Source organism: Vogesella mureinivorans, assembly GCF_007644035.1.
Classification (GTDB): domain Bacteria; phylum Pseudomonadota; class Gammaproteobacteria; order Burkholderiales; family Chromobacteriaceae; genus Vogesella; species Vogesella mureinivorans.
The window spans coordinates 1-311 of the sequence record NZ_VMTV02000174.1 but is presented as its reverse complement, the minus strand read 5'-3'; the positions used below and the strand labels follow the sequence as shown (position 1 = coordinate 311).

Here is a 311-nt window from a genome sequence, read left to right as displayed (position 1 = left end):
CATTATCAAGCAGCTCACGGGTATCTTCAACCTTGGTTCGTGATGCTGCATCAATTTCGATGAGGTCAATAAAACGCCCTTCATTCACAGCTTTACATGTTGCACAAACTTCACAAGGTGTCGAAGTTACGCCAGTTTCACAGTTTAAACATTTTGCTAAAATTCGCGCAATTGTGGTTTTTCCAACTCCACGTGTTCCTGTAAATAAGTAAGCAATACTGGACGTTCTGTCATCTGACACGTAGACATTCATGGTGTCTTGCTGTTATCCGCTTCATGTGATTTCGGTTCAGTCGGAAGTATCCAACTCG

At 42.4% G+C, this 311-nt stretch carries 1 pseudogene; it reads right to left on the bottom strand.

Features of this window, described 5'->3' with window-relative positions:
* Positions 1-214 (bottom strand): annotated as a pseudogene (locus tag FLQ44_RS06360) (DNA polymerase III delta subunit-related protein); the annotation flags it as partial.
* Between the last annotated feature and the right edge of the window lie 97 nt (positions 215-311).